The following is a 20,666-nucleotide window of genomic DNA, read 5'->3' on the forward strand; positions in this document are numbered from 1 at the left end:
AGTTTTTGGACAGTTCTCTTGGATATAGGTGCTTGGTATGCAGTTTTCGGCAATAGAACATCGTAGTACGGATAATTTTTGTTATCCGCTCAATGAAAATGAACTTATGATCGGCCTTAAAACCGGCAGCGACATACAGCGTGTATTTATTATCTACGGAGATCCGTTTGACGGTTCGGTAACACCGGAGGGCTGGGCATGGGAAGGCAAACGGCAGGAAATCACCCGCAAAAAAGAGCTTCCGTATCATACATGGTGGCAGGTAACGGTTTCGCTTCCTTATGGACGGTGTAAATACTGCTTTGAACTGCACGGTCAAGACGAAGGCGATGTCCGCTACTGTCTGGAAAACGGGTTTTACACGGCAGATGAGCTTGTTACGCTGCGCCGTATAACCGGTAATTTTCCCGGTTTTGAGTTTCCGTGGCTGGATGGCGCCGAATGCGTCCGCGTACCGGATTGGGTACCTCGCACCGTGTGGTATCAAGTTTTTCCCGATCGGTTTTGCAGGGATACCGCTTCGCAGAAACCGAATGCTCTGCCGTGGCCTGCTGCCGAGGATGCCGTTACCAACAATGAACACTATGGCGGTACGCTTCGAGGTATTACCGAAAAGCTCGGCTACCTTGCCGATTTGAACATTACCGGCTTATATCTTAATCCGGTCAATGCTTCGCCGAGTGTCCATAAGTATGATACATCCGATTATTTAAAAATCGATCCTGCATTCGGCAGCGCAGATGATCTGCATACGCTGGTAAAGGAAGCCCATGCACGCGGTATAAAAGTGATGCTGGACGGCGTCTTTAACCACTGCGGCTGGGACTTTGCGCTGTGGCAGGATGTTGTTCGCAACGGAAAAGCCTCGCCGTATTTCGATTGGTTCGTCGTACAAGAATGGCCCTTTGAAACCGTTGCAGAACCGGAATGTGAAACCGCCGAGAGCCGAAGCCGACCGTCCGGTACAAACGGAAAGAGCGGACGATACAGCGTTTTTGCGTATGTCGATACGATGCCGAAGCTGAATACCAATAATCCTGCCGTCATTGATTACCTGCTGAACGTATGCGAAACATGGGTGCGCAGTTATGATATTGACGGGATTCGGCTCGATGTTGCGAATGAGCTTTCGCATACATTTTGCAGACAGCTTTATCGGCGGATGCGCAGTCTTAAAAAAGACTTTTACCTGCTCGGTGAAATATGGCGCAGTGCCTTGCCGTGGTTGCGTGGCGGCGAGTTGGATTCGGTAATGAATTATCCGCTCGCGCTGTGCTTCTGGAAATTCTTTTGCGATAAAACGCTGCCCGCCCTGACTTTGGAGCGGGAAATAAACGCTGTTTTTACTGCCTATCCCGAACCTGTTACCGTAGGCCTGTTTAATCTGCTGGATTCCCATGATACGCCGCGCCTTTTTACCCGCAATGGCGGTGATGCGTTCGCTGTATGGCAGCAATACGCCTTACTGTTGAGCCTGCCCGGTTCGCCGTGTATCTATTACGGTAGCGAGGTTCTGCTTGCAGGCGGACATGATCCCGATTGCCGCCGCTGTATGCCGTGGCAGGCTATCGAAGCAGGTGAATACGCCGAACCGATGAGCATGATGCGGCAGTTGATTGCTCTGCGTCATACGCATCCGGCAATGACCGCTTCCGGTTACTCATATCTGCATGACGTACCGCTTGCCGAAAGCGAACCGAATAGAATTATTCATTTGCAAAAGTATACCGAAATGGTGGAAACTACGGAGACCGTTGAAACCGCGGAAGTGCCGATTACGCGGAGCATAGACCTCATTCTTAATTGCGGTACGGCTCCGGTATCAATCGCGCAAATAATAGATGAAAAGGCACGGGTATACCTCTCCCTGCGCTGCATGGATAAAACGGTACAGCCCGGCGGCTTTATCTTTTTTGAACACCTCATCAACCGATGAACTTCCGTGTACATCGGTTGATGGCGAATTTTGGCAATGCCAAAATATCGCTTCTGTTATAACCACCGCCATCCGTGGCGGTAAAGTTTGCGGTGCAAACTCGATTATTTACGGGTGCGCCGTCCTGAACTTCGGAGCAAAGCTCCTCGTTGCAGGATATGCGCACGACTAAAAACTTTTTCGGATGTTTAAACATCCTGCAAAAGTTTTTATAGGAGGAGTTTTAATGGCTACAACGACCTTACAAGGCGCTGCCGTTATCGACAAATCAATTATCAAAAAGACATCAACCGCATCGACGTGCTTTATGGGGCTCGGTCAGATCCTCTATTTAAAGCAATACGTGCGCGGCGCCTTTTTCGCTTTGATGGAATTGGCGGTATTATTTTTGATCTTTTTTGATCAGACGGTTATGCAGTTCAATGGAAAAGGCCCTATCGTGCGGAGTCTGATCGGCCTTATCACACTCGGGGATGAAAAACCGAATGTCCCTATCAAGATGAAGGATCATTCCATCTTTATGATGATCGGCGGCCTTATCACCGTATTGCTGCTCGTCGTGTTTATCGGCGTATATGTTGCGAACGTGATCACTGCGAAAAAAACGGCGGCCTATATCGTGGAAAAGCAGCGCTATCCGTCCGCTGAGGAAGCTCGCAAGAAGTTTGTCGAATCGGCGTTTCCGTATCTCGGACTGAGTCCTGCGATTCTCTTGATCTTGTTTTTCACTGTTTTGCCGCTCATCTTTTCGGCGCTGGTTGCCTTTACGAATTATTCATCGCCCAAGCATATCCCGCCGAATAACCTTGTCGACTGGGTAGGTTTTGAAAACTTTATCACGATGTTCAATTCCAAGCTGGCGAACAGTTGGTTTTCCGCTTTCGGGCGTGTTGCACTATGGACGGTTATCTGGGCGTTCTTTGCAACCACAACCTGTTATTTTACCGGTATGATATTCGCGGTTATCCTTGTTGACAAGCGCATCAAGCTGCCGAAATTCTTCCGAACCGTGTTTATCTTACCGTATGCCATTCCGGTTATGCTGAGCTTGTTCATTTGGGCGAACCTTTTAAACGGAACATTTGGCCCCATCAATCGGTCGCTGATGCAGTTCGGTCTTTTGAGTGAACCGATTAAGTGGCTTTCCGACCCGTTTATGGCAAAGATTACGATGCTGTTGGTCAATATTTGGATCGGTTTTCCGTATAGTATGATATTGATTACCAGCAATATGACGGCCATCCCTGCGGATATTTATGAGGCGGCAACCATTGACGGCGCGAATAAATTGCAGCAGTTCTTCCGCATCACACTTCCGTTGGTACTGTTCCAAACGATGCCTATTCTCATTATGCAGTTTGCCGCCAATATCAACAACTTCGGCGCGGTATACTTCCTTACTGCAGGTGGTCCGAATCTTGACGACAGTATTCAGACAAAGGCAGGCGCAACCGATCTGTTGATTTCGTGGATTTATAAACTCACGTATGATACGCCGACTTTATACAACCTTGCCTCGGTACTTTCCATCCTCGTGTTTGTCGTGCTGGTACCGTTCGCAGTCTATAATTTTACGCATACTAAGGCGTTTAAAGAAGGAGAACTGTAATGAAAAAGCATTCTCTGAGTACCATACTGGTACTGATTATCCTGTATACCGTCCTTATTTCGACGGTGCTCTTTGTCCTCTATCCCGTTGCCTTTACGGTCGGTGCGGCGTTTACCAAGACCAATTCGTTGGCGGCAACAAGCATTTCTCCTATTCCCAAGGAACCGTCGGTGTATCAGTTTAAACGGCTTTTAACACCCGCGGACAAAATCGTCGAAGGTACAACCGATGTGCGCGGCACCAACTATGTGAAATGGTACGGCAATACTCTCAAGATTGCGGTGTTCAATGTTCTTTTGACCTTGGCTGTCTGCGTAACCGCCGCCTATATCTTTTCCCGTTTTAGGTTCCCGCTGCGAAAGCCGTTGCTCGCTTCTATGATTGTGCTGCAGATGTTCCCCAGCTTTATCGGAATGGTTGCAACGTATGTGCTATTATGGAAGATAAACGGCTTAAATACCCATTGGGGGCTCCTTTTGGTATATGCGGCGGGCAGTGTGCCCTTTAACGTATGGCTGATGAAAGGCTATTTTGATACGGTGCCGAAAAGCGTTGAAGAAGCCGCCCATGTCGACGGTGCCGGTTCGTTTACCACATACGTGAAAATCGTACTGCCGATGGTAAAGCCGATGATTATGTTCCTTGCGCTTACCAGCTTTACCGCGCCGTGGATGGACTTTATCTTCCCGCGCCTTATTTTGCGCAGCGATGATAAAAAGACCTTGGCGCTCGGCCTTTTCGAGCTGATTAACGGCCGCGCAAACGATAACTTTACGATGTTTGCTGCAGGCGCGCTGCTCGTAGCAGTGCCCTTTACGCTGCTGTTTATGGCAGGACAGAAATTCCTATTAAAGTCCCTTGCTGCCGGCGCGGTAAAAGAGTAGTGTATATTAAGAAAACTAGGGAAACACTGATTAATTCGAAGGCGAATTAATCAGTGTTAACATTAAAATTTCTTGTTTCGTAATAAGTCTATATATTATAGGCAATTAAAGACTTATGAGAAACAAGGGGAAGTGCAGATTAAATGCGCTCCTCGCTTTAATCAGCACTTCCCTAAGAAAAGAGTTGTTTTTAGCTAAGCTATAAATTAAAGGAGAGTACAATGAAAAAACGCTTTTCAATCCGTTACAAATTAATCATCATCTTTGGGACATTGATATTGGCTGCAGGGGTTATCGAAGGGCTTCTGGCAGTTCGCTCGGCAAACAAGGCTGTAACTGAAAAGGTCGAAATGCATCTGATTGACAAAGCAACAGATACGGCGGAAATTCTCGACGGACGTGTGAATACGGTGTTTCAATTTTTGGAAGGCATAGCCCGAATACCTGTATTACGTGATGATGCCATTACATTTAGAGATAAAATGTTACTGCTTGCTGAAGAAGCAAAATTCAATTCCATTATCAGTGAATTATATATTACCGATAAAGGAGGAATCTTGCATAACTTAGACGGATCTGAGATTGCATTTGATGATACACAATGGTTTCAGGCCGGTATGAACGGGGAAAAATATACGGAAGAACCCTATATCGATGTGGAAAATAACATATTTATTACATTTTCTTTACCGGTATATGATGACAGTGGGACTATTATCGGAGTATTGGGCGCTGATGTTGACGGTTCATGGCTTTCCAATCAAATTGCCGATATTGTTGTAGGAGAAACGGGAGACTGTTATATTTTAGATAAATTAGGGAATACGATCGCTGACAAAGACTTTAGTTTGGTTGAAAATAGCTCAAATGCTTATGAGGAATCTAAGACCGATGTATCGCTTGAATCCGTCGGTACATTTGAAAAAATGGCTGTCCAAGAGGAAAAATCGTCAATCGGATATTTTGAATACAAGGGGATAAAAAGGATTGCCTCTTATGCAAGGATGAAAACGACAGGGTGGACGGTTATCATAAATGCTCCTGTGAATGAGTTTATGGGAACAGTCAATACGCTGCGTATTTCGATGCTCGGTATCGGTGCAGTAATTTTACTTATCGCACTCGTTGTCATCTACTTTGTCGCCTGTGCAATGGTAAAACCTGTTAAAACGGCGGTTGACGCACTGAAAGATATCGCACGAGGTGGAGGAGATTTAACGGTGTGCCTTCCCATTCACGGCAATGATGAAGTTACGGATTTGTCCGAATATTTTAACGAGACGATTGCAAAAATCGGTTCATCTATCCGGCATGTTGGAGTGAACAGCAGTAACATGGAAGAAATCGGGGATGAACTGGCGTCCAACATGACCGAAACGGCAAGCGCTATCAATGAAATCAGTGCTAATATCGACGGGGTTAAACAGCAGGCGATGACCCAAGCGGCAAGTGTGACTGAAACGGCGGCTACTGTTGAAGAAATTGTCCGCACCATTAAGCAGTTGAATAACAGCATCGAAACACAGGCTGCAAGCGTTGCCCAGTCTTCTTCTTCCGTAGAAGAAATGGTTGCTAATATCGCCTCTATCGGGCAAACACTCGGCAAAACGGACGAGGTAATAAAAACACTTACAACAGCGACCGGCGACGGCAAAGCTACCCTTGTAACTTCAAATACCGTAACGCAAAAGATAGCTGAGGAATCAGGTTCGCTGATGGAAGCGTCTAGTGTTATTCAGCATATCGCTTCACAGACAAACCTTTTGGCGATGAATGCCGCGATCGAAGCCGCTCATGCGGGAGAAGCAGGCAAAGGTTTTGCCGTCGTTGCCGATGAAATCCGTAAGTTAGCAGAAGATTCTGCTGCACAGGGAAAGACCATCACTTCAACGCTTAAGACCTTATCGGGAGAAATTGAAACCCTTTCCGCTTCGTCCAAAACGGTGGAAGAAAAGTTCAATGTAATTTTCACCCTTGCGGCGCAGGTAAAAGAAATGAGCGACCGTCTGACCGAAGCAATGCGGGAACAGGAGAACGGCAGCAGGGAAGTGCTGATTGCAATTAAAAGCATCAATACAGTAACCACGGAAGTACAAGCCGGTTCCGAAGAAATGCTGAAAGGCGGGGAGAGTGTTGCGGAGGAGATGCGCAAGCTCGACGGCCTTACCCGCGTTATAACCGACAGCATGAACGAGATGTCATCCGGCGCGGTACAAATCAACAACGCCATACAGGAAGTGAGCGAGATTACGCAGAAGAATAAGCGGAGTATTGAGGCACTGGCACAAGAAGTTTCCAAATTCAAAACATAAGTTAGGGGGTATTTTCTTTTTTTCCGATAAAAAGAAAATACCCCCTACAACCCCCATCTATTCAGTACCGCCACGCACGGCGGTGGTTCCACGCAGTAACCAGTTTGCTTGCAAACTGGTAGCTCAAGAATGTGCTAGGACGCACATTCTTGAACGGCATCCATACCGCTGCTGAAAATTCTTAATGTGGTTTTCTTATTTTTCCTGCCAAAATGGCGGCTTATGCGCTATATATCGGGTATGACTATACATTCAAATGTACGAGAAAAACCGAATATACGAGAGCGTCTTTTGGCGTATGGAGCGGAACAGCTGAGCGATGTTGATTTGCTTGCGGTTCTTCTGCATACCGGTATTGCGAATAAGCCGGTAACAAAGCTTGCCGAGGAGATTATCCGACATATTGATACACGGAAAACGGAAAGTATCGAAGCGGCGTTAAAGACTATTAACGGGATCGGAGATGCAAAGCTATCAACGATACTCGCAGCGTTCGAACTTGGCAGGAGATATTACGGTGTCGGAGGCGAAAAAATCCGGCATCCGAATGATATTGTTCCGTTCTTGCGGCATTATTCGGTGCGTAAGCAAGAGCAGTTTATCTGTGTATCGCTGAACGGGGCGCACGAAATTTTGGCAATCCGTGTAGTTTCGGTCGGGACACTGACGCATACGCTGGTTCATCCTCGTGAGGTATTTGCTGACGCGCTTGCCGACAGAGCCGCCACGGTTATCCTTGCACACAACCACCCCTCAGGTGCTTTGGCTCCTTCTGCTGAAGATTTAAACTTGACTCACCGGCTCTGTGAGGCGGGACGCCTCTTAGGAATTGAGGTATTGGATCACATCATTTTGTCGCCGAACGGTGAGTATATGAGTTTTATCGAGGCAGGAATCCCGCTCGCATAGGGGTGGGATAAAAAGCGGATCGAGGGCGGTATGCTTATCGGCGCAAAAAGTTACGGAAAGCGTAAGCGGGGTAACGTTTTGCGTTACCGGAATAAAACCATCCTTTTATTGCTTCAAAAGCGGCAGGGGATAAGTAGGGCAGGGAAGCCTCTGATATTTTCTGCTTTAAAAACAGGTCGAGCCATCCGAGTATTAACAGCCTGTAGCGCATATAAAGTTCGATATCGAACCAGCCTGAAAGCATATTGCCTTTGGTATCGAGCCCGCTGCTATGAACACCGTTTTTAATGGCAAAAAAAGCCGTGGGTGCGGATGTATTGCAGTGCTCATAAAATTCAAAGGTTTTTTCAGGATACGCAACATTATCCCTGTTGCCGGTAACAATAAGAACAGGAATGTGCATGGCTGTTAGATCGGTACCGAGAACCTCATTTTTGCCTCCAACTCGTTCTACTAAAGAAGACGCCCCGTTATACGGATTTAACGCAACCACAGCACCGATATCGGGGTGTGATTTTGAAAAATGCAGCGCCGCTGCCCCTCCCATAGAGTGTCCGATTATTGCCATTTTTTGCATATCTATTCGCTTAAATAAACGGCTTTCGGGATTTTCGCTTGCCGTTTTTAAAAGGGTATATGCCGACTCAAATGCAGCGATAAACTCTTCGGGGTAACTTTTTTCTTTTGCCGAGAGAATCGCAGCGACATATCCCTGAGATGCAAGATAACGGGCAAGGCTTGCATTCGGCTTTTTTGAAACATGCCAGCCATGGCTGATAATAACGAGCGGGTATGTTCCCTCAAGTACCGGATAAAAAACGGTGAGTGGAGTGTCTAAAACACCTTCATCGGTTAATTCAGGTGCTGAAAAAGCGTGATTGAGTTCATAGTTGTAGATGCGGTTATGTTTTTTAAAAGACTCAGGGTTCAATACGGCAACTTCATATTCGAGCTGTGCGTCACCGGTTTGCGCATACAGTACGGTGGTTCCGTTTAACAGAAGTAGTAAGACAAAAAAGAAACATGTGCGCGGTAAAAAAAATATCGTTTTATATGTTTTCATAAAATCTAACGAGCCAATAGTTCATTATACGGGCGTATTTCGATAGCCGATCGCGGAACTTCTAAAGCGGCGAGTAGCGTATTGAAAATAGTCTGCGCATTACGGATATGCCGCTCGAAAGCGGCGCTATCGGAACCTTCATCGGGGTAGAGGACTTCGATTTCCAAAAAATGCCCGATCGGATGTATGAAGGAAAGCTCTGCCGACACCGACCGAGTATCTTTGAGTATGTCCGCGGAAAACAAGCTTGCGCGTGGAACAAAAACTTTTGTTTCCTTTTGTTTCTCTGCAGTGCAGGTCATACCGAGACTTTCGAGCATTTCGGTAAAGACCGGTACGGACGCGGCTGCAAGCTCAAATTCAAGTTCGCGGTTGGTTTCTATCATATCGGTATAGTGTTTCTGTTTATGCGTTACCAAAACCGTTTCCTTGGTACCAATCAGTTCCCGCCGTACCCGTACCGTTTTTTCTCCGAGCGTCCAGTACCGGTCGGTCTTGACGCAGCGGAGTGAAAAATCTGCGATACGGGATAACAGCGCCTCGGTTTTTTCGGGATGTTCAAGATGCGCCTTTAATTCGATTTCGTGCATACGTTAATCTGTGCTAATCAAGCTGTGCCAATATGGAAAGCGGTTGAACTTTACGCTTGAACGCCTGTTTTAACCGCACGAGCGAGTTCTGCGCCTCGTTCTTCAAGCAGCCGAATATCTACGTCGAGCAGCTTACCCTGCCATTCATATTGTTCCGGATGGTTCCATTTTAGAGCGGCTGCTTTTTGCTCGTATTCTTTCTTTGCGCCGCCCGACCAGCCCCAGTTTCCGATACGCAGTACCGTTTTATCGGTAATATGCTTGCGTTCAAATAAATCCAATACGTACGCCATCGGCGGGAACATCTTGTATTCATACGTCGGCATTGCAAGTACCAAGCCTGCCGCCTTGTACGCATCACCGAGAATGTAGGATACGTCCGTGTCGGGTATGTCGTGGATAGTGTAGGGAACTTGTTCGGCTTCAATTCCTTTGATAACGGCGTCCAGCCCTTGTTTGGTATATCCGTACATAGAACCCCAAATAATACAGATTTCTTTTTCGCATTCGCCGCCGGTGTTGTAACCTGCAAACCGTTTGTACAGGGCAGAAATACGGTCGGGATGGGAGCGCCAAATAAGACCGTGACTCGGCGCAATGCATTTGATATCCAGCGCTGCAAGTTTGTCCAAAGCCTTTAAGACAAAGGTACTGAAACTTGCGACAATGTTGGAATAATAGCGCAGCGCTTCGGATTCGTAAAACTTCAGTTCTTCCTCAGAATGCTGATCGTCAAAGATTTTTTCGCCGATAGCGCCGTACGATCCGAATGCATCACAGGAAAAGAGGACTTTAGCGGCAGGGTCATAGGTCATCATTGTTTCCGGCCAGTGCACATTCGGTGTTTCGTAGAATTGGAGAACTTTTCCGCCGCCAAGGTCAAGACTATCTCCCGTTTTAACCGCATGGAGGTTTCCCTGCACCTTAAAAAACTTTTCGACTATCACCAGCCCTTTTGACGTACTGATAACTTCCGCCTGCGGATTACAGGAATGGACATATTCAATCAGATCGCAATGGTCGGGTTCCAAGTGATTCAGAATAAGATAATCGATGTCCTTGAACGAAAGTCCGATGGATTCCAGTTGTTCCGTATAGCTTTTTAACGAGCCGTCCCAATCACGGACAATATCGATCAAAGCGGTCTTTTCACCTTTTACGATATATGAATTGATGCTTACTCCTTGAGGCAGCATCCACAAACCTTCAAACCGGCTGGTGCGTGCACAAATATCCGCATGGATACAGTATATGCCTGCACTTATTTCTTGCGCTTTCATAGTGTCCTCCGTAAATAAATCTAAGGAAAACCTCTCATTTGCATTGAGGCTCGGTGAGCGTTAGGTGATATTAGTACCGGCAGGTACCGGTGTTTCGGGTTTTAGCAGAACGCAGATTGATGAATCTTCGGATTCTGCGCAGAGCAGCATTCCCTCGGAAATATGTCCGCGCATTTTAGCGGGCTTGAGGTTTGCAAGCACGATAATCTCTTTGCCGACTAATTCTTCGGCACTATAGTAGTCAACGAGGCTCGAAACGATTTGGCGCGGCTTTTCTTCGCCGAGGTCTACCTGTAAAATGTAGAGTTTTTCTGCATTTTCAGCTTTTACACATTCCAAAACCTTGCCGGTTTTCAGCTGTAGTTTTGCAAAATCATCATAGGTAATTATTTCAGTTGTGTTTTCACTCATGCTGCTCAGTATATGAGAAAGAGCCGAAAACTGCAAGCCGAGGAGAGAGCAGCGGTATCAGCTTACCGTTCAGGTAGGCAGCTGTTTTTTGTATATACGGACAACTGTACAGGGCATCTTTAGAAGCTATCCGAGTTTAAAAAATGCTCTAGCGGGCATCTTCTAAAAATCTAACCGAGTTTTTAGAGATGCTCTAACGTATCTCCAGCTGCGAATACAGCGTTTTCCCCGCGGAATTCTTAGGGATAGCTTCGATAAAAAAGACATGGAACACCTTTGCCGGAAGCCGTGTCGTTTGTGCGAGGTATTCCGATACTGCGCGATGCTGTTCTTCCGTTTTAAGCGTTGTATAAACGCAGAGAAGGTCGTCTTGCCCGATACAAGCGAATTCGGTATCGGAAAAGGCGGCAGACAGCAGCCGTTCGGTATCGTCTAAATTCACCCGATTGCCAAATACCTTGATAAACCGCTTTTTTCTCCCAACGATAAAAAAATACCCATCTGAATCCCGTTTTGCCATATCGCCGGTATGCAGCGTTCCCTGCCACTCGTCGCCTTTTGCTAAATCGGCAGCGCATTCCGCATATCCCATCGCGACATTCTGTCCGTGGTATACTAATTCGCCGACAGTATCGGGCGCGGTAATTTCCGCACCGGCTTCGTCAATCAGTTTTAATTCTCCGCCGGGGATTGCAATACCCATACTGCCGCATTTTTCCATTGTCTTATCCGGCGGCAGATATGCCATGCGCGGCGCGGCTTCGGTTTGCCCATACATCACAAAAAAGCGCCGTCCGGTGTTCAGGCTCCATTCGCCGAATTTTTGATGCAGCTCGTATGGCAGTTTGCCTCCCGCCTGCGTCAGTGTTTTGAGCGTCGGCAGCTCCATTTCGGTCAACCGTAGACGGGAGAACATTTGATAGGTATAGGGGATGCCCACAAGCGAGCTGACGTTTTCTTGTTTAATCCGTGCCCAAAACGGGGCGGTTAAGATATCGTGCCCGGTCAATATGACGGTTGCGCCCATAAGGACATGGCTATTGATAATGGACATTCCGTATGAATAGCTCATCGGCAGCATAGTTATCGGCCGCTCCTTGTCGGTAATGTGCAGGTATTCTGCGATTGACCGTGCGTTTTCGTAGATATTGCGGTACGTTAAGCGTACGAGTTTGGGGCTGCCGGTACTCCCCGATGTGGTGAGGAGCAGCGCCAAATCCTGAAAAAGCTCCGGCCCTTTTTCATCTGAACGGAGCAACACACTGTCCGCTATCGTGATAACGGGCTTATTCATCGGAAGGATGTTTTGCGTTTCTTCCGGCAAATCGTGCGGAACGTAATAAAAAGCAGGGTGATAGGTTTGAATTAAATGGTGTAAAAGTTCCGGGGCAATGTGTGCGTCCAACAGGAGCGGTACGGCCCCCGCCTGTAAACACCCGAGGTACCCGAGCAGTGTTCCGGGTGAATTGCTGCAAAGGAGAAACACGAGCCGATGCGCAGCCTCTTTCGGAAGCGCTGCCGCAGCTTTCTTGATTTCGCCGTAATGCAACAGTTCGCCGCTATCGGTTATCGCCAATACCCGCTGCGGATCTTTTTCGGCATATCTCAATAATTCCATATTGCACCTCATTACTCATCGCGAAAAAATCTAAGGGAAACCTCTAAAAACCTTGAGTTTTTAGAGGTTCCTCATCGAATAACTCTATTGGAGTACCTTACCGGTAATAAGTTTATAACAGCTTATATCGACGGGTAAGAACCTTCCCAGACGATTTTTTTGTACATATCGGGATCGGTATCTCCTTCCGTTGAAAAGCACAGTATCTTTGAGTTTTTATCGAGCTTTAATGCCGCGCGTAAATCCTTCATATCATCGTGCTGCATAATTGCTGATAAGAGTCCGAAGGGGACTGCGCCTGATTCTCCTGAGGTAACCGGCGTATCACCTTTGATGGGGGCCGCAAGCATACGCATACCGCGAGATGAAACCCAATCGGGCGCGGAAACAAAGCAGCTGCTATTATTTTTGAGGATATCCCAAGAAATGGTGTTCGGTTCGCCGCATGCAAGCCCTGCCATAATGGTTTGCAAGTCTCCCGTTACAAAATGCGGTTTGCCGTCAGCTGCCGTCGCTGACCGGTATAAACAGTCTGCAGCACGAGCTTCCACTACGACGGTAATGGGGCAATTGTCGGGGAATAGATTTTTAAAATATCCTTGTACGGCACCCGCGAGCGATCCGACTCCTGCCTGTACAAAGATATGGGTAGGCCGGTCTACTCCTGCCGCCTTGAGCTGTTCGGCAGCTTCAAGCGCCATCGTACCGTAGCCCTGCATAATCCACGCCGGGATTTCTTCGTATCCTTCCCACGCGGTGTCTTGCACCATAACGCCGTGTTCCGTTTTTGCGGCAAGTGCGGCAGCCATGCGGACGCATTCGTCGTAGTTGACGTTTTCGATGGTAACCTTTGCGCCTTCTTTTGCGATATTATCGAAGCGAGTTTTGGTAGAGCCTTTGGGCATCAGCACGACCGATTTTTGACCGAGTTTATTTGCAGCCCACGCAACGCCGCGTCCGTGGTTTCCATCGGTTGCGGTAAAAAACGTAGCCTGTCCGAATTCTTTCCGCAGCTTTTCGCCGGTCAACACGTCGTAGGGGAGTTCCGAAACATCTTTTTTGAGCTGTTTTGCAATGTATTTTGCCATCGCAAAGGAACCGCCGAGCACTTTAAAAGCATTTAAGCCGAATCGCCATGATTCGTCTTTAATAAATACCGAGCCGACGCCGAGTAAATTCGCCATATTTTTTAACGGAACGAGCGGTGTCGGTGCATATTGTGGGAAACTTTTATGAAACGTATGTGCCTTATTGATTTCATCTAAAGCCATCACCGCAAGCTGTTTGTTGTCCGTTTTCGGAAGCTTATTTTCCGACCAAAGAATCTTTTCCATATATAACTCCTTTCAATCGAGCATGAGGGTGTTCCAAAAATGTTCAGTTTTGGACGGGTTTCTTAATGTTAAGAACAAGCCTTATGCAAAAAAAATTTGTTAGAATCAAAATATTTATGAGTTTATCATAGCACAGATACAAGATATGTCAAGTTCAAGAAGGGCGAGCGCATCAGAAGTATTTTAAGCGCTTGCCTTCCTTACTGTACGAAATTTTATCCAAAATTTCGTACAGCTTTTTTTGTAGACAGGCAAACGCATCAGGCAGAATAGATAAAAAACGCAGAAGATTGAGGCTGTGAGACCATTTGAACCGCGAAGAGGTTCAACTCTGGTTGAACGGCCTCAATCTTCTGCGGGGTTGTTAAAAAACGGCCTGATACGTTTGCCCTGAGAGCTGTGGTCTAAAGCTCCGCTGCTCGATGCCGAAACTATAAATAGTAGAAAGATGCCGTATGCATCAAGCAAATGATTATGTTTATCGGTGTATGGTATTTTTCATTATGTGGAGGGTAATGTATGAAATTGTATTCAATCAAGAGTAATCCGGGGGATGTATCCTATTTTTCAATCCTGAACGAAACGGATAAGGGATATTTTATCCGCATCTGCCATGATAAAGAAGGATACGAGAAAATCAGCGAGGAATTTCTTGACAACGATATGTTTGCGCTGTGCCTGCGTACCGGATATATCAGCGAAGTTCCTGCCGAAGCGCATGGAGTCGCCTAATCGTTTAAAAAACACTGCGCCTCTCTAAACATGAGGCTTTTAGAGAGGTGGCCTATACACGGCAGAAATGCACTATGGCATCTCTATTCCGAAGGATGCGAAGCAAATCTAACCGAGTTTTTAGAGGCGCCTAAACATTAGCCACAATTATTCTACGTCTTTGATTTACTTGCTTGATGCGTTTGTCCTAACGGTCTTTTTTGGTAACCAAGGTTCTTTTTGATTAAAAATGCTGATTTTTATGATCTTTCCATTGCTATTTTCCTAATAAATAGGATATATTTGAAGCATGACAGAACTGTCTTCTCGGTATCATCACATTTCCGTCTCTATAAAAAAAGGCACAAAAATGTGCAAAGGACTTGACATGCCGAAATACACCCTGCATAATTCACAGCTTCACAGCTTCACAGCTTCACAGCTTCACAGCTTCACAGAGGCATAGTCTTTTTTTTACACATCTACATTATCATTTTTTCTCATCAGCGTATGCATAAAGAACAAAACGACTTCTCTATGCGGGCACCTCTAAAAACTTTAGTTTTTAGAGGTGCCCATGGATCTTTTTTATAACAGGCGTCGATAAAAAGCCGGTGAGCATTTTACCGATGCGGCTTATCGTAACGGAGGAACGTATGCGTAAAGCTTTTATTATTTTAACCGGAATGCTGTTTACTCTTTTGTTTGCATCCTGTAATCAGTTTACCGCAAATATAGACGACTATCTCAGCTATTGGGCATCGGAAGCCTATATTACCGATTCAAGCATAAAGGCGGTATTACAAAACGACCTCAACAGCATACCGAGTGTCCCCTCGGCTGAAGATGTTTCCGTCACGTTTAAGCTGAAAAATCCTAAATCTTTTTCGCTCGATTTACCTCCGGCGGCAGACCCGGCAAAAAAGGTGATTGTGTTTGAGCATTTAACACAGGCTCCGGTAGTGGGTACGGATTATACGCTCACACAATCCGAAGACCGGCAAAGTCTGACCCTGACGTATAAGGCTTCTTTTTTACAAGCGTATGAATGGGGTGCGCAAGACCTTTCTTCCACCCTCTCCTTGTATGCTGTAGACGGCCGCCCCTTTAAACAAACCTACACTCTCAAGCTAAAAGCAAATACACCCCCTCAGAATCCGAGTTTCACCGTTGCAAAGACAACCGGTTCGCCTGCTTATTATGTACTGTGTATCACTATTCCTGATATGGATAAGAGGGTACCGGGCGGACTTTTGCATAAAGACCTTGCCCGTATTGAGGTTAACGGAACACCCTATACGTTTTCGGTTAATGAAGCGAAAACCGCGTTTACCAAGCCGGAAGCTGATGTCTTTATTACACATTCCGATGTAGAAAAGCTGAATGAGCCGGACGCCGATGATGTTCCCGCCGATAGCAGCTGGGTACTGTACTATAAAACCGATGTTGAAGTGAAAGACGGCGCTGCAAAAAAAGACTATACGATTAAACTGATAGACAAAAAAGGCTTAGCTTCCGGCATAGTGAACGCAAGTACAAAACCGAATAAAGCAGAAACAGAAATTGTCCGCATCACGAAGGGCACAAAGATTTCCGGCAACGGCGACAGCGAATCCGATCCGACTATCATCGGTACCGACAGCAGCGGAGCGACATTAAGCGTTTCTTCTGCAACCGGCAATACGACAGTGCACTGCACGCTGACTGAAATAGGCGGTTCAACTCCGGTAAAGTATGACGGCAATCCCGTTACCGTGCCGCTTCCCTTAAACGGCGCCGGTGAAAAAAAATACAAGCTGGAGTATTACACGGACGGCGAAGGCCTTGCGGCAACGCCGGTACAGACGGTTTATTATAAGGTTGTGCAAGGACACACGGTAAGCTTTGATGCAAATACCGGCGCATATCCGGACGGCACTACCGCGGTTTCCAAGCACGTGCTGCACGGCGCTACAGTTTCAGCACCGGATCCGCTGCCGAAAAAACAAGGATTCGGAGTAACCGACTGGTATAAAGATAAAGACTGTTCTGCAGGAAAAAAATGGGAGTTTGCATCAGACACCGTAACCGGCAATATAACGCTCTATGCACAGTGGACGGCAGGAAACAGTACATATACGGTAAAACACTACAAGCAAAATATTAATGATGATAATTATACGCTTGCTGAGACGGAAACCAAACCCGGCACGACGGACGCATCTATCTCTGCTGACAGCATCAAGAAAAACTATGAAGGCTTTGAGTACGATCACATTGACTCTACAACCCCGACAATCGTGGCAGACGGTTCAACGGTGGTAAAAGTATACTACAAGCGCAAAACATACGCGGTAAACTTCAACGTAGACGGTCCAGGCGGTAGTATCGCTGTAACGGCTGTTACCGGCGGCTCTTTACTATCCGGAAACCCCGTTACGGTAAAACACGGCGGAAGCGTAACCTTTACCGCAGTGCCTGCTGACAACAGTTATGAAGTCGATAGGTGGAGCACCAATGTAGGAAACATTTCATCCGACAAAACACAAGCCACGCTTTCCAACGTAACCGGTAACGGTATAACCGTAACGGTCAAGTTTAAAAAGAAGATTTACACTGTAACCTACCTCGTAGAAATCGTAGACGGAGAAGCGGGAGGAAAGATTAAAGCCGATTCAGGTAACTTTGTAGAAAACGGCAGCACATCAGTTGAATACGGCGGAAGTGTAGGCTTTACCGCGGTTCCCACCAATACAGACTGGAAAGTTGCGGAATGGAAAAAGGACAATACCGTAGTAAACGGAACAAACTCAACCTATACACTTTCCAACATAACCGAAAATAAAGAAGTAACGGTGAAGTTTTACCAGTCGCACATAAGCAGTCCGGAAACGTGGAAAGACCTTTTGCGTGCGGTTAAAAGCGCACCCGATAACAGCACCATCACCATAAATGGCGAAATAAAGGCGACAAATGACGAGGGCAATAAGGGCATAATTAATATCAGAAAAAGACTTACCATAAAAGGTAACAACCCTTCCGCTGCTTTGAATGCAGACAGCAAGTCGGGTATTTTTGATGTGTTTAACACACTCACCCTTGAAAACATAACGCTTACAAAGGGTGCAGCGTTCTACTACCAGTCAGGCGGCGCCGGCGTATACGTAAATCCGTCCGGTACACTCATTATGGAAGGCTCAAGCGTTATTACCGACTGCTCGGCGGCGAATTCCGGCGGCGGCGTGTATGTAGGCGGCGGAACCTTTGAAATGCACGGCACAAGCGCTATCACCGGCTGCACGGCAAGTAAAGGCGGCGGCGTTTATGTAAGCGGCGGAACCTTTAAAATGCAAGATTCCGCAATCGTTACCCCCTCTACCGGATCTGAGCAATATACGGCGGGCAAAAACGACGTGTATTTGGAGAGCGGAAAGATGATAACCATTAACGGAACGCTTACCGGTACGACTCCCGTTGCGCGCATTACAGTACCGAATACGGCCTACAACACGTCCACACAAGTGCTTGCCGACGCGATAACAACAGGCTCACCACAAAACTACACCAAGTTTACGGTAACGCCGCAGGATGTGGTGGACGGGAAGATGTTTTGGTATATTACTGATGCCGGTAAGTTGAAAGCGGAAGTTGAGGATCTTCAAACGTTGAAAGAAGCAGTTCAGGCTGCACCTGCCGATAATACGCCCTTTGTTATAAAGCTGGCAGGTACTATCGACGACCTTCAAACGGTTCAAATACCGAACGGGAAAAAGATTATGCTCAAGGCTGATAACGCAAGTAAACCTGCAATCTTAAAATGTCCTGACAATGGGCATGGGCAGGCCCTGTATACATACTTTGAGGTACAAAGCGGTGCGTCGTTAACATTAGAAGGACTGATAACATTGCAAGGAGTTGACTCCGGCTATCGGAAGATACACCACGCGCTCTCTGTAAACCATAATGGCAACGCAGAAATCAAAAACGGCGTAACAATTACCGGGTTTAAAAATTCCTGGGTTAACAGCGGGGGTGAGCATGCCGGAAACGGTCCTGTTTTTGTAAACGGAACACTTACCATGTCAGGCGGAACGATTGAGAAAAACACAGTCGATAATCTGAATGGCTCTTTGTGGTCTGGTGGCGGCGGCGGCGTATATGTAGGTGAAACCGGAAAGTTTATAATGAAAGGCGGGACAATTACCCAAAACGAAGTCAGCGGTTATAACCCCTCCGTCGGTGGCGGCGGCGTATATGTGGACGGGAGCTACAATGGTGGGGACCCCATACGTGGACAGTTTACGATGGAAGGCGGAACAATTGAGAAGAACACAGGATACGAGGGCGGTGGCGTACTCGTAAAAGGAATATTCGAGATGAAAGGCGGCAAAATTACCGAGAATAACTCCAATAATGGTAAGGGGGTGAGGGTTTATCATCAGTTTGACTGGTATGGCGGCGAAATAACTACAAACTATGGCTTTGGTAATGCAGTAGTTGGTCCTTGTAATAACCAGTCCGGTAATACGGCAAGTTAAGGGGGGGTAATGGATAATGGATAATGGGGAATGGGTAATTCAATGGGTAATGGATAATTATGAATTACAAATTACACATTACCAATTACAAATTGATTACAAATTACCAATTACACATTACCAATTAGTTATCGGGAGCATTGAAGTATGAAGAAAAATTGTGTAAAGGCAGCGCTCTGTGCGCTGGTATTTTTGGGCGCTTCCCTTCTTTTTGCTCAAGAGGTAAAAGCGGTTAAATTAAAAAAATCGCCAAGGCCGCAAAGTTCGCAAAGAGGAAAGTAAAGAATACTTCAAACAAAGCTCCCCTTAAATTCCTTTGCGCTCTTAGTGTCCTTTGCGGTTAAATTAAAAAAAACCGCAAAGGCCGCAAGGAACGCCAAGGGAAAATTAAAGAATGTGTTATCAAATCGCCATCAAAATTCTTTGCGCTCTTAGTGTCCTTTGCGGTTAAATTAAAAAAATGTTCCTTTAAAACTACTGAAGATATGGTATAATTAAGGCAAGAGAGGGCATAAGTTATGAGTACTTCAAACAGAAAATATAAAGACTCGGTGTTCGTCGACCTTTTCAGTGAAGACGAAAAAGCAAAAGAGAATTTTTTATCGCTATATAATGCTCTGCATGGAACGGACTTGAAAGATACAGAGCAGCTAAAAACGGTCAGGCTCGATCAGATCCTCTATATGGCATTCTATAATGATGTGTCTTATCTTGTCGATAACAAAATAATAGTCCTTGCAGAACACCAATCGACGATAAATCCCAATATGCCTCTCCGCTGTCTTGAGTATGTAAGCCGCTTGTATGAAACCCTCTTTGAATCAAAAGAAAAATACAGCCGTAAGCTTTTAAAAATTCCGGTTCCTGAGTTTTATGTTTTTTATAACGGTGAGGAACCATATCCTTCCGATAAAACTCTGAAACTATCGGAGGCCTTTATAGAAAGAGGAACGGAAACTAATCTTGAGTTGACCGTTAAAGTAATAAACATAAACCGGCAAAACCGTCATCCCGTATTGGAAAATTGCCGGACAATGCAGGAATACAGTATATTTGTGGAAACGGTGCGCAAGTGGAAAGAGATAGATAGTCAAAACGGTTTTGAAAAAGCCGTTGAAGAATGTATAGAAAATAATATTTTGCGTGAATATCTAAAACGCAAGACGAAGGAGGTATTGAATATGTTACTGGCAGAATATGATTATGAAACAGATATTGCAGTACAGCGAGCCGAAGAACATGAAATCGCCTTTGCCGAAGGAATTGAACAGGGGATTGAGCAAGGAATTGAGCAAGGAATACAACAGGGCTTTTCCGACGGTTCATACAAAAAAGCTCTTGAAACGGCAAAATTGATGAAACATGCGAATTGTGAACTTGATTTTATTATGCAGATGACCGGCCTCAGTAAAGAAGAAGTGGAAGCGATTAATTAATTGGTAATGGATAATTGGTAATTTAAGAAAATTACACATTACAAATTACCAATTAA

16 protein-coding genes are annotated in these 20,666 nt (G+C 46.0%); 10 read left to right on the plus strand and 6 right to left on the minus strand.

The annotated features are described in order from the left end of the window. Nucleotides 1-37: 37 nt before the first annotated feature. The 6 genes from HGH47_RS07630 to radC all read left to right on the plus strand — a co-directional run bounded on the left by HGH47_RS07630 (nucleotide 38) and on the right by radC (nucleotide 7,650). On the plus strand, nucleotides 38-1,936 hold the full coding sequence (locus HGH47_RS07630; protein WP_432911465.1) for a glycoside hydrolase family 13 protein: 1,899 nt from the start codon (nucleotides 38-40) through the stop codon (nucleotides 1,934-1,936). Next, the gene (locus tag HGH47_RS07635) at nucleotides 1,914-2,108 is read left to right on the plus strand and encodes a hypothetical protein (RefSeq protein WP_432911468.1); all 195 of its coding nucleotides are present in this window, start codon (nucleotides 1,914-1,916) and stop codon (nucleotides 2,106-2,108) included. Before HGH47_RS07630 ends, HGH47_RS07635 begins: the two co-directional genes overlap by 23 nt. A gap of 54 nt (nucleotides 2,109-2,162) precedes the next feature. Beyond that, entirely contained in the window at nucleotides 2,163-3,545 is a 1,383-nt protein-coding gene (locus HGH47_RS07640) for a carbohydrate ABC transporter permease (RefSeq protein ID WP_432911471.1), read from the plus strand. Continuing rightward, complete coding sequence (locus tag HGH47_RS07645) at nucleotides 3,545-4,429, plus strand: sugar ABC transporter permease (protein ID WP_016524050.1); 885 nt, start codon at nucleotides 3,545-3,547, stop codon at nucleotides 4,427-4,429. The genes HGH47_RS07640 and HGH47_RS07645 overlap by 1 nt, the downstream gene beginning before the upstream one ends. Before the next feature lie 221 nt (nucleotides 4,430-4,650). Then, entirely contained in the window at nucleotides 4,651-6,741 is a 2,091-nt protein-coding gene (locus HGH47_RS07650) for a methyl-accepting chemotaxis protein (RefSeq protein ID WP_212566404.1), read from the plus strand. 222 nt (nucleotides 6,742-6,963) lie between these two features. Beyond that, nucleotides 6,964-7,650 (plus strand): RadC family protein, encoded by a 687-nt coding sequence (radC, locus tag HGH47_RS07655; protein WP_432911476.1) that lies wholly within the window; start codon nucleotides 6,964-6,966, stop codon nucleotides 7,648-7,650. 34 nt (nucleotides 7,651-7,684) lie between these two features. Here the strand turns inward: radC and HGH47_RS07660 are convergent, their stop codons facing one another. From HGH47_RS07660 to dpaL, 6 genes are all read right to left on the minus strand, one after another. Next, nucleotides 7,685-8,713, minus strand: coding sequence for an alpha/beta hydrolase family protein (locus HGH47_RS07660; protein ID WP_212566406.1), 1,029 nt, complete (start codon nucleotides 8,711-8,713; stop codon nucleotides 7,685-7,687). Between the two features lie 5 nt (nucleotides 8,714-8,718). Then, a complete protein-coding gene (locus tag HGH47_RS07665; protein ID WP_432911479.1) occupies nucleotides 8,719-9,303 on the minus strand; it encodes an adenylate cyclase in 585 nt (194 codons plus the stop codon). A 50-nt stretch (nucleotides 9,304-9,353) separates the two neighbouring features. Continuing rightward, the gene (locus tag HGH47_RS07670; protein ID WP_212566407.1) at nucleotides 9,354-10,583 is read right to left on the minus strand and encodes an FprA family A-type flavoprotein; all 1,230 of its coding nucleotides are present in this window, start codon (nucleotides 10,581-10,583) and stop codon (nucleotides 9,354-9,356) included. A gap of 60 nt (nucleotides 10,584-10,643) precedes the next feature. Beyond that, the gene (gene metG / locus HGH47_RS07675) at nucleotides 10,644-10,994 is read right to left on the minus strand and encodes a methionine--tRNA ligase subunit beta (RefSeq protein ID WP_206181518.1); all 351 of its coding nucleotides are present in this window, start codon (nucleotides 10,992-10,994) and stop codon (nucleotides 10,644-10,646) included. 193 nt (nucleotides 10,995-11,187) lie between these two features. After that, the gene (locus HGH47_RS07680; RefSeq protein ID WP_212566408.1) at nucleotides 11,188-12,612 is read right to left on the minus strand and encodes an AMP-binding protein; all 1,425 of its coding nucleotides are present in this window, start codon (nucleotides 12,610-12,612) and stop codon (nucleotides 11,188-11,190) included. Between the two features lie 122 nt (nucleotides 12,613-12,734). Next, nucleotides 12,735-13,946, minus strand: coding sequence for a diaminopropionate ammonia-lyase (gene dpaL / locus HGH47_RS07685; protein WP_432911484.1), 1,212 nt, complete (start codon nucleotides 13,944-13,946; stop codon nucleotides 12,735-12,737). 519 nt (nucleotides 13,947-14,465) lie between these two features. Here dpaL and HGH47_RS07690 point away from each other — a divergent pair. The 4 genes from HGH47_RS07690 (at nucleotide 14,466) to HGH47_RS07705 (ending at nucleotide 20,610) form a co-directional block, all read left to right on the plus strand. Continuing rightward, nucleotides 14,466-14,678, plus strand: coding sequence for a hypothetical protein (locus HGH47_RS07690; protein WP_044015951.1), 213 nt, complete (start codon nucleotides 14,466-14,468; stop codon nucleotides 14,676-14,678). Between the two features lie 635 nt (nucleotides 14,679-15,313). Next, on the plus strand, nucleotides 15,314-19,174 hold the full coding sequence (locus HGH47_RS07695; protein ID WP_432911489.1) for an InlB B-repeat-containing protein: 3,861 nt from the start codon (nucleotides 15,314-15,316) through the stop codon (nucleotides 19,172-19,174). A gap of 147 nt (nucleotides 19,175-19,321) precedes the next feature. Next, nucleotides 19,322-19,456 (plus strand): hypothetical protein, encoded by a 135-nt coding sequence (locus HGH47_RS07700; RefSeq protein WP_269140257.1) that lies wholly within the window; start codon nucleotides 19,322-19,324, stop codon nucleotides 19,454-19,456. Between the two features lie 236 nt (nucleotides 19,457-19,692). Beyond that, a complete protein-coding gene (locus HGH47_RS07705) occupies nucleotides 19,693-20,610 on the plus strand; it encodes an Rpn family recombination-promoting nuclease/putative transposase (RefSeq protein ID WP_162663815.1) in 918 nt (305 codons plus the stop codon). Nucleotides 20,611-20,666 lie beyond the last annotated feature (56 nt).

This window comes from Treponema sp. OMZ 805, assembly GCF_050937395.1.
In the GTDB taxonomy this organism is placed as follows: Bacteria; Spirochaetota; Spirochaetia; order Treponematales; family Treponemataceae; genus Treponema.

What these genes read in the sequence shown, in the direction of transcription:
- HGH47_RS07640 (WP_432911471.1), top strand. Translation starts at nt 2,163, where the DNA reads ATGGCTACAACGACCTTACAAGGCGCTGCCGTTATCGACAAATCAATT.
- HGH47_RS07690 (WP_044015951.1), top strand. Translation starts at nt 14,466, where the DNA reads ATGAAATTGTATTCAATCAAGAGTAATCCGGGGGATGTATCCTATTTT.
- HGH47_RS07670 (WP_212566407.1), bottom strand. Translation starts at nt 10,583, where the DNA reads ATGAAAGCGCAAGAAATAAGTGCAGGCATATACTGTATCCATGCGGAT.
- HGH47_RS07695 (WP_432911489.1), top strand. Translation starts at nt 15,314, where the DNA reads ATGCGTAAAGCTTTTATTATTTTAACCGGAATGCTGTTTACTCTTTTG.
- HGH47_RS07645 (WP_016524050.1), top strand. Translation starts at nt 3,545, where the DNA reads ATGAAAAAGCATTCTCTGAGTACCATACTGGTACTGATTATCCTGTAT.
- HGH47_RS07650 (WP_212566404.1), top strand. Translation starts at nt 4,651, where the DNA reads ATGAAAAAACGCTTTTCAATCCGTTACAAATTAATCATCATCTTTGGG.
- HGH47_RS07680 (WP_212566408.1), bottom strand. Translation starts at nt 12,612, where the DNA reads ATGGAATTATTGAGATATGCCGAAAAAGATCCGCAGCGGGTATTGGCG.
- HGH47_RS07665 (WP_432911479.1), bottom strand. Translation starts at nt 9,303, where the DNA reads ATGCACGAAATCGAATTAAAGGCGCATCTTGAACATCCCGAAAAAACC.
- HGH47_RS07630 (WP_432911465.1), top strand. Translation starts at nt 38, where the DNA reads ATGCAGTTTTCGGCAATAGAACATCGTAGTACGGATAATTTTTGTTAT.
- HGH47_RS07705 (WP_162663815.1), top strand. Translation starts at nt 19,693, where the DNA reads ATGAGTACTTCAAACAGAAAATATAAAGACTCGGTGTTCGTCGACCTT.
- dpaL (WP_432911484.1), bottom strand. Translation starts at nt 13,946, where the DNA reads ATGGAAAAGATTCTTTGGTCGGAAAATAAGCTTCCGAAAACGGACAAC.
- HGH47_RS07700 (WP_269140257.1), top strand. Translation starts at nt 19,322, where the DNA reads ATGAAGAAAAATTGTGTAAAGGCAGCGCTCTGTGCGCTGGTATTTTTG.
- radC (WP_432911476.1), top strand. Translation starts at nt 6,964, where the DNA reads ATGCGCTATATATCGGGTATGACTATACATTCAAATGTACGAGAAAAA.
- metG (WP_206181518.1), bottom strand. Translation starts at nt 10,994, where the DNA reads ATGAGTGAAAACACAACTGAAATAATTACCTATGATGATTTTGCAAAA.
- HGH47_RS07660 (WP_212566406.1), bottom strand. Translation starts at nt 8,713, where the DNA reads ATGAAAACATATAAAACGATATTTTTTTTACCGCGCACATGTTTCTTT.